General features: G+C 36.9%; 8 protein-coding genes. 1 reads left to right on the forward strand and 7 read right to left on the reverse strand.

Annotated elements, in window-relative coordinates:
- The first annotated feature begins 98 nt into the window (after nucleotides 1-98).
- Complete coding sequence (locus GQR54_RS17840) at nucleotides 99-1,268, forward strand: MFS transporter (RefSeq protein WP_166379382.1); 1,170 nt, start codon at nucleotides 99-101, stop codon at nucleotides 1,266-1,268.
- 90 nt (nucleotides 1,269-1,358) lie between these two features.
- On the opposite strand, the gene GQR54_RS17845 is transcribed toward GQR54_RS17840, so the two are convergent.
- The 7 genes from GQR54_RS17845 to GQR54_RS17875 form a co-directional block, all read right to left on the reverse strand.
- A complete protein-coding gene (locus tag GQR54_RS17845; RefSeq protein WP_166379384.1) occupies nucleotides 1,359-1,874 on the reverse strand; it encodes a M23 family metallopeptidase in 516 nt (171 codons plus the stop codon).
- Nucleotides 1,875-1,974: 100 nt separating this feature from the next.
- Nucleotides 1,975-2,244, reverse strand: coding sequence for a YrhK family protein (locus tag GQR54_RS17850; protein WP_101163013.1), 270 nt, complete (start codon nucleotides 2,242-2,244; stop codon nucleotides 1,975-1,977).
- A 187-nt stretch (nucleotides 2,245-2,431) separates the two neighbouring features.
- Nucleotides 2,432-3,772: an SPFH domain-containing protein gene (locus tag GQR54_RS17855; protein ID WP_166379386.1), complete on the reverse strand. Its 1,341-nt coding sequence runs from the start codon at nucleotides 3,770-3,772 to the stop codon at nucleotides 2,432-2,434.
- Nucleotides 3,765-4,103 carry a methanolan biosynthesis protein EpsI gene (locus GQR54_RS17860; protein ID WP_166379388.1) on the reverse strand — a complete coding sequence of 113 codons (339 nt, stop codon included), beginning with the start codon at nucleotides 4,101-4,103 and terminating at the stop codon, nucleotides 3,765-3,767. Before GQR54_RS17860 ends, GQR54_RS17855 begins: the two co-directional genes overlap by 8 nt.
- Before the next feature lie 237 nt (nucleotides 4,104-4,340).
- The gene (locus GQR54_RS17865) at nucleotides 4,341-5,828 is read right to left on the reverse strand and encodes a hypothetical protein (protein ID WP_166379389.1); all 1,488 of its coding nucleotides are present in this window, start codon (nucleotides 5,826-5,828) and stop codon (nucleotides 4,341-4,343) included.
- Between the two features lie 398 nt (nucleotides 5,829-6,226).
- On the reverse strand, nucleotides 6,227-6,637 hold the full coding sequence (locus GQR54_RS17870) for a hypothetical protein (protein WP_166379391.1): 411 nt from the start codon (nucleotides 6,635-6,637) through the stop codon (nucleotides 6,227-6,229).
- Between the two features lie 500 nt (nucleotides 6,638-7,137).
- A complete protein-coding gene (locus GQR54_RS17875; protein ID WP_166379393.1) occupies nucleotides 7,138-7,545 on the reverse strand; it encodes a hypothetical protein in 408 nt (135 codons plus the stop codon).
- Nucleotides 7,546-7,766: the final 221 nt, after the last annotated feature.

Consider the following 7,766-nt stretch of genomic DNA (forward strand, 5'->3'; position numbering starts at 1 on the left):
TTTTAATTTGGCTCTAAATTCGCGCAAATTTTATTATTAAAGTAACCTCTCAAACTTTAAAACAGTGGTTATTTACCTTCAAGAGTCGATAAACACAAATGGCCGAATCAGCCGCCACAAGCACCTCTAATAACCCTTTAGCACCCGTTATCGGGCTGTCATTTTTTGCTATCGCATCCGGCTTTTTAATGAGCCTTATTCCGCTGTCGTTACCCGCATTTAAGCTTGATGAAAACCTAGCACCATGGCTTGCGAGCATTTTTTACTTTGGCTTACTTGTTGGCGCTACAACCATTGAACGTGTGGTGGTAAAAATAGGTCATCGATTCGCTTTTATATTATTTTTAAGCTTATTAATTGTAAGCGTACTGGCACAACTTGCACTACCAAATACCGTTAATTGGTTAATTGCACGATTTGTAGCAGGTGTTGCTGTTGCCGGTGTGTTTGTCGTTGTTGAGTCTTGGTTATTAATGACCAACACAGCAAAGTCGCGTGCTAAACGCTTGGGCTTATACATGACCTCACTTTATGGCGGCAGCGCGGTTGGTCAACTTGCTATAGGGCCGCTTGGCACCGAAGGTTCAACGCCTTATTTATTTGTAGCCTCGCTATTGTTTTTAGCTATTTTAGCGCCTTTATTAATAACTAAAGGTCAGCCCGAAAAACAGCATCTTGAAAAACTGCCATTAAAGGAAATAAAAACACTCAGCCACCCAGCTATGCTTGGATGCTTAGCATCGGGCTTATTACTGGGCCCTATTTACGGTTTAATGCCAGTTTATATTGCAGCAAAAGCTGATCAAGCTCAGTACACAGGGACACTTATGGCGGTTATTATTTTAGGCGGCATGGTCGTGCAGCCGCTTGTGAGTTACTTATCTACTCGGCTTGAAAAAAGCTTACTAATGGGGATGTTTTGTTTAGTAGGCGCAGCCGGTGCTGTGGGTATATTACAAGCAAACACTTTAGCAGGATTAATAGTGAGCTACTTAATACTAGGCGCGTGTAGCTTTGCACTTTACCCGATTGCTATAACACTTGCGTGCGACTCATTGCCAATGGCAAAAATAGTCTCGGCAACTGAGGTAATGCTTTTAAGTTACAGTATTGGTTCGGTATTTGGCCCTATGCTTGCTGCAAATTTATCTGATGCACCCAACGGTATTGTGTTTTATTTAGCAGGCTGTTTAATCACTACCTGTATTTATATGTTTATTAAAAGCATTAAAAATATTCGCGCAGGTAAAACGCCTGTTGCAGGTTAATTTTTAGCTTAAATACACTCTTATTTATTAACAGATTTTAGCTGTTAAACACCCTGCTTTAACAGCTAAAACTATTACTTAGCAATGAGTTTACTTAGCAGTGAGTTTTTTATGTGGGCTCAAAAAAAACATCTTTTTCCAGCCTTGGCTTTGCGTTGTATAAAGCCATGGCACGGGCACTAACGATAAAATAGAATAATGTACATGAGGCTGTTTTCCCGCCGCATTTCCGGTGTCCCCTAGTAAGCCAATTTGACTGTTTATGCTTACTACATCACCTGCACTTACTGAGTAGTCATTTAAATGTGCAAAATAATGCACGCGCCATTTAGGCCCAAGCACCGCAACCACCTTACCACCACGAGTTAACTCACCTGCAAATATAACAATCCCGTTTGTTGAGGCAACTACAGGAGTGTTCTTTATGCCAAAAATATCAATTCCTTTGTGTACACCCGACCTACCCCAAGGCTCGTACCAAAACGTATTATGGTTCCAATCTTTACTTGTGGCACCTTGTACCGGGATCATTATTTTTTCGGGAATTAGTAAGCCTATAATCAATACAGTAGCTATTCCAATTGCAATCCACTTAAGTACTTTCACTGCTCTATCCTTGATATTTAAATAACCAATAATTTACGTATACAGGTAAATTATTAGCCATAATAACTGAACTCATCATGAGTCGTATTTATGGTTTTATTTATGGAGTTTTATTTGAATGAAATACCCGACTAACATGTACTAAGCTGATCAACTTCAAAACAGGTTTTATAAGTAATTGAGCACTGCCCGCTATAAACAACCATGTGCCACTTTCTATTAGTGAGTCATTTAAAAAGAAAAAACTGCCAATTAAAAACCACACAGCAATCAAAAAATCGTTAAACGCTCCCAGCGCTTCATATCGTCGCTGAATGGTAATATGCTCTTGCCCTAAATCTAAAATAAACTGATTACTGTTCGAATCCATAACTGCTCACTATTTACCTTTTATTACCTAAATACATGTTTAATAAGCCACAAAGCTTACCTAAACAGTACAATAGCAAAATACGCACAATAAAAAACGCTGACCAATGCTTATTGGTCAACGTTTTTATTGTTTATATAATATTTAAAGGCTAAGCCTCAATATTGTTTATATATTTAGTAATTATTTATTTTTTATCTTTTTCTAAACGTTTCTTAAGGCTTAATGCAGCGTCAGCGGCTAATAAGCGCATAAATTCAGAGCCATTGCTTTGCTCGCCTTGGCCTGCGCCTATTACAATTTCAGGCACTAAACGGCTATTACCTAAGCTTGTAAATAAAGCAGTTTGAATTTTCACTTCTGCTTTTAGCGTTTCATCAAATACATACTTTGGATCAAGTGCAGCAGACTTAGCTCTTAAACGAGCCTCAGCTAAAACGTCCATACCTAATGCTTCTAAGCGTTGTTGCTTTAAAATCTCTTCTTGTTCTTTTGCAAGCTCCGCTTTTACAGCCACTCGTTGCTGCGCAGAAATAATGGCATTTGCCTTAATTCGTTCAGCATCAATTTGCTCTTTAATTTTTAGCTTTTCAGATTCAGCACGTTGCTTAGCAATTGCTTGTTCACCTAAAGCCACTTCAGTACGTGCTTGTTGCTCAGCTTTTTTAAGGTTTTGACGCGCTAGCGCTTCGTCAGCAGCAGCTTGCTTTTGGGCTTCAAGACGAGCATTTACTTTGCTTTCGTAGTCAATATCAATAATGCTGGCATCAACTACTGTAATACCGTAAGCGCCTAAAATTGGTGCATTACGCAGTGTATTACCTTCATCGTCCATCTTAATATTAATAGTGACACGCTGCTGTTTACTTAAATTACCTAAATCGTCAGATTTATCGCGCTCACCCGTACTAATAATTTGTTCAGTAACAAAAATACCGTTGGTTAATTGATCAGCAAAATCTTGGCTTAATTGACCATTACCACCAGAGTAATGTTGCTCTACCGACATCATACGCGCCGACGCTTTTACATTTTCAGTGGTTGCACGCATTAATAAATTAGATATTAATGTTTCTTGTGAACCAAACTCTTCGTGTATTTTAAGTAAACCACGTAAAGCACCCGACTCTGCTGCTGGTACATTGCCTGGCAATCTAAAACGAGAGACACCTCGTGCGCCACCTGTTGTCGTATCTAAAAATCGAATTGGTATTAGCGGTACAATTGCGCTTGCTGTTGCACCGGCATCGCCCGTAAAGTTAATCGAAATTACTTTTTTATATGCTGATGTAGTACCAAATGCTTTTAAATAAGGGCCGGCTTGATTTATTACGGTTAAGTTACCTGTAAAAGCAGATTGATGTACTAAACGCTCATCTGCTTCATTCCACGAAACAACTTGCGATGTAAGCGTTGCAATTACGGCTAATACAACAACAATTGATGACACAATAATTACATTACGACGACCAAACCGACTCATAAATGAGTCACTTTTTACTGCTGGGACTGCTTTTTCGCTATCCATTTTTACTACTCTCCATGTTTAATTTCTTTTTAACAAAGTAAATAATTTCCTGTTCACTCAAATGTGCGCAAAAGCTACCAGAACGATGTAACTCAACAAATATTGCAAGGATTTCTTCTTTACCTTTAGCTGTTTTATCTTGGTTTTCTTGTGTTTGATTTTTTTCTGTTAGTTGAGTGATTAAATCATCCACTATCGTGTCTTTATCAAACAATACGTTGTATTCTTTGGATTTTCTTACCCGACTTTTATGCACATTGCTGTAAATTACGTAAAGCGATACGCATAAAATAATAACCAGTAAACTTAATCCACTAATATAAAAAATCATAAGCTCTACTTAAATTGGTTTGAATATTTAACGAGCAATAACAGTTGTAAATATTGCTACACAAATGTTAAGCGGGTGATTTTACAGCAAACCTTAGTAAAAAACAGATTAAAAATAGAGTTCATCAAGTATATAGTTATAACCGTACGTAAAAGTAAGCTTTTTTAAACAAAAAAATGCCAGTCAGTTATTAACTGACTGGCACTAAGCTAAATATTTATTAAAGTGCTTTTTACATTATTCGCATGGAGCCCAATCAACACCATTTTCACCGCACTCATGCAGCATTGTTCCATCTTCTCGGCGGGTATCTCTAAACCATTGTCCTTCAATTGTCTTTGTAATACGTACGTTGTCTGTGGTTTTGTATTTACGCCAAAAGCTAGCATCAATAGATGTTTCGTCATCAAACTTATAAGGCATAGCAGCGAGTACAGTAACTAAATCTTGAGTTTCTAGATCAGCAGCTTTGTCTTTAACATTTACCCAATCAGATAATGTTTGAAAGTCGGCATTTTCCTCTCTAAAGGCAAAGTCAGTTTGGTAATACGATCCCGACTCAGTATAGCTAATGCTAAAACCTCGCTCGAACGGTGTATCTAAATTATCACTAACACATTCATCAGCTGTTGGAAAGTTAACCGATGGGCTTGTATTATCAACGCTATAAAGCACATTACTTTTCTCAAAGCTAACGTTCTCAATGCTAGAGCACCGATAAGTACGATCGGCATTAATGTATACATCGTCTCTAACTCTTAATTTTCCATTTAACGACTCTTCGCCCCAAGGCGTATCTGCTGAATTCAGTCGACTCAGAATAACGTCAATTTTGTCGAGTTCGTCTGTATTTTGAAGCTTTACTTGCTCATAAATAAGCTCAGCGCCTGCAAAAATAACTTTGTCTCTGTACCATGCATTTTCAAACTCATACTCATCATCTTTCGCTGTGTCTTGATAAATCACTGCTCTTACTTCTTCTGCGTCAGGAAACTGAGCATCTAGTTCTTGCTTATATTTATAGGCAGCTTTTAATCCCTTAACAATCGCTTGTGCTCTGTCGTACGCATCACTGTCATTATTGGCAATAAAATCTGAGTAAATTTGCTCTGTCGTCAAATTATAATGAGCAACCAAATTTTGCATAACATTCGTTATTTCGCTTTGAACATTTGCAAGCAACTCAGTATTTTCTTTAAGTGCATCACAACTTAAATTATTGCTACCAGTTTTTTGTAATTGAAGACTCAACTGCTCCCAGATAACGGTTGTTAAAGGTGATATATTTCGAATGTCTTCATCAGTCAACGCTTCAATTGAGGGCGGAAATGACATTTGATACGCTTGTGTTACCTCCCCTAAATCCTCGTCAATTGCGCCAACGGGTACATCTACATACATAGTTGAATACGGCACACACAGCGCCTGCTCTTCTGTAAAGTTAAAACTATAATTACCCGATTCTTCAGAGACTACAGAAGGTTCTGTTTGCTCATCAAAAGTACCATCACCATCAATATCTAGCCATACTATTGCACCAGATACATAGCCATCAATAACCTTACCAGTAAGAGAGATAGTTGTTACTTCTACGGGTTCTACTTTTACAGGATCAGGCTTGGCTACTATTGGTTCTACAACTACCGCTTTATCACCGCCACCACACCCAACAAGGCCTAGCGTAAACGCTAATGAAATAGCTAACTGACTTTTTTTAAAAGACATACAAAGACTTCCTTTTTTGCACTTTAATTATTAAAAATCATATTGTTATAAATTGAATTGGTTACTTTAATAAATAATAAGTAAATTTAAACAACTGAAATTTATTGAATATTTATGGGAGATGGCAACAAGTTAACATACCCTGTACCTATATCCTTGCATGGAATGTTAGATTTAGCTATTACATTTGTTAATTAAATAAAGATATCATTCGCTTTTATTTACTTTTCCTCACTAATATAAGCTATGCATGCCGAGTTTAAAGGGGTTGAGTGGTAGAGTTTTTTTGTAAACAAATGTGTTTTAATACAAATACAAAAACCCCACGTTAAGCTTTACCTAACGTGGGGTTTTGATACTCGCGAATTTTACAGCTAATTCAAGCTATAAATTTAATATTAAAGAGATAATTCTTCTTTAGCACGCGTTAAGTTATGCGTTACAAGTGAGTTTTTAGAAATTTGAACCGCTTCATATAAATCAGAAATACCAGCAGTGTCTTTTTGTGATTTTATACGAGCCACACCACGGTTACTTAATGCAAACGATGTAAGTTCACGTACTTTTAAACGAGGACCATGGCTTTGCTTAAGTAAAGCAATTGCTTGAGTACAAATAGCTTCTGCTTCTTCGTAGTTTCTTGCTTCAACATTTAAAGCACAGCTATTAAATGATTTTTCAAATGCGGGTGCTGCTGTTACTGAGTCTTCAATAACCATTAATTTATAGTCACCTTGTTTAGCCATTGCAGCAGCTGAGCAAGTTAATAATGAGCCAAGAGCGATGGTTTTTAAAAGTGTAAATTTCATGATTATATTCCTATTAAGTAAGTCGTACTTGTTGCCGACAACTGAACTTTAGAGTGTTAGCTCGATTACCACAAACGATAAAAACAAACCTAATAAGTGAATAAATCTAACCTATAGACTTTAGTCTAACACCTGTAAAAATATTTATTAATTACAATTAGTTAAAAAACATGAAAATCACTAAACAATAAATAGCAAAATACATTTTTATTATTTTTAATAATACCAATTCGCTTAATTAAGTGATCTATTTTGAGGATGGAAAAACGTGTTGATAGCTAGGCAAAAAATTCGCTATTTGGTTGTTCTAAATGAGGGTTTTTTAACGCAGGTAGCGACACGTTTAGCCCCGCAAAATGATTAAGTATTATTGCGGATTGGTATAACACAATACAAAGTTAATAAACACAAAAAAGCCGATGTTGGGATTTAATCCAACATCGGCTTTTTTACTCTCGCTATTTTATATCATGCTTTAGCAAGCACTTTATAAAAAGACCTTATAGAGATAATTCTTCTTTAGCGCGAGTTAAGTTGTGCGATACCATTGTGCTGTTAGACAATTTTGATGCCTCGTATAAATCAGCAAGTGCAGCAGTGTCGTTATGCGCTTTTAAACGTGCAACACCACGGTTGCTTAATGCGAATGACGTAAGTTGGCGTACTTTAAATTTAGGGCCGTCTGCATCTTTTAAAAGTGCGATTGCTTGTGTACAAATTGCTTCAGCTTGTGCGTAATTTTTTGACTTAACATTCAGTGCACAGCTATTAAATGATTGCTCAAGTGGCTGTGGCGCTGTTGCAGTTTCAATAACCATTAATTTGTAGTCACTTTGATCAGCCATTGCAGCAGCTGAACATGTTAATAGTGAGCTAAGAGCGATAGTTTTGATAAGTGTAAGTTTCATGGTCATATTCCTGATTAGTTAAGCCGTGCTTGTTGCCGACAACTGAACTTTAGAGAATTAACACCAAACCGACAAACGATTAAAACAAACCTAATAAGTGAATAAAACTAACCTATAGACTTTAGTCTAACTTCATAGCTTAGTTCTTAAGGAACACAGACCGTGTGACTTCCTATCTTAAAACGGCAAATATCATTTTTTTCAATGCGTTGCCGCTTACA

This window comes from Pseudoalteromonas sp. Z9A4, from assembly GCF_011378845.1.
Taxonomy (GTDB): Bacteria; Pseudomonadota; Gammaproteobacteria; order Enterobacterales; family Alteromonadaceae; genus Pseudoalteromonas; species Pseudoalteromonas arctica.

Excerpts from the sequence above, each read along its gene's own strand:
- GQR54_RS17850 (WP_101163013.1), bottom strand. The coding sequence starts at position 2,244 with ATGGATTCGAACAGTAATCAGTTTATTTTAGATTTAGGGCAAGAGCAT.
- GQR54_RS17875 (WP_166379393.1), bottom strand. The coding sequence starts at position 7,545 with ATGAAACTTACACTTATCAAAACTATCGCTCTTAGCTCACTATTAACA.
- GQR54_RS17865 (WP_166379389.1), bottom strand. The coding sequence starts at position 5,828 with ATGTCTTTTAAAAAAAGTCAGTTAGCTATTTCATTAGCGTTTACGCTA.
- GQR54_RS17860 (WP_166379388.1), bottom strand. The coding sequence starts at position 4,103 with ATGATTTTTTATATTAGTGGATTAAGTTTACTGGTTATTATTTTATGC.
- GQR54_RS17855 (WP_166379386.1), bottom strand. The coding sequence starts at position 3,772 with ATGGATAGCGAAAAAGCAGTCCCAGCAGTAAAAAGTGACTCATTTATG.
- GQR54_RS17840 (WP_166379382.1), top strand. The coding sequence starts at position 99 with ATGGCCGAATCAGCCGCCACAAGCACCTCTAATAACCCTTTAGCACCC.
- GQR54_RS17870 (WP_166379391.1), bottom strand. The coding sequence starts at position 6,637 with ATGAAATTTACACTTTTAAAAACCATCGCTCTTGGCTCATTATTAACT.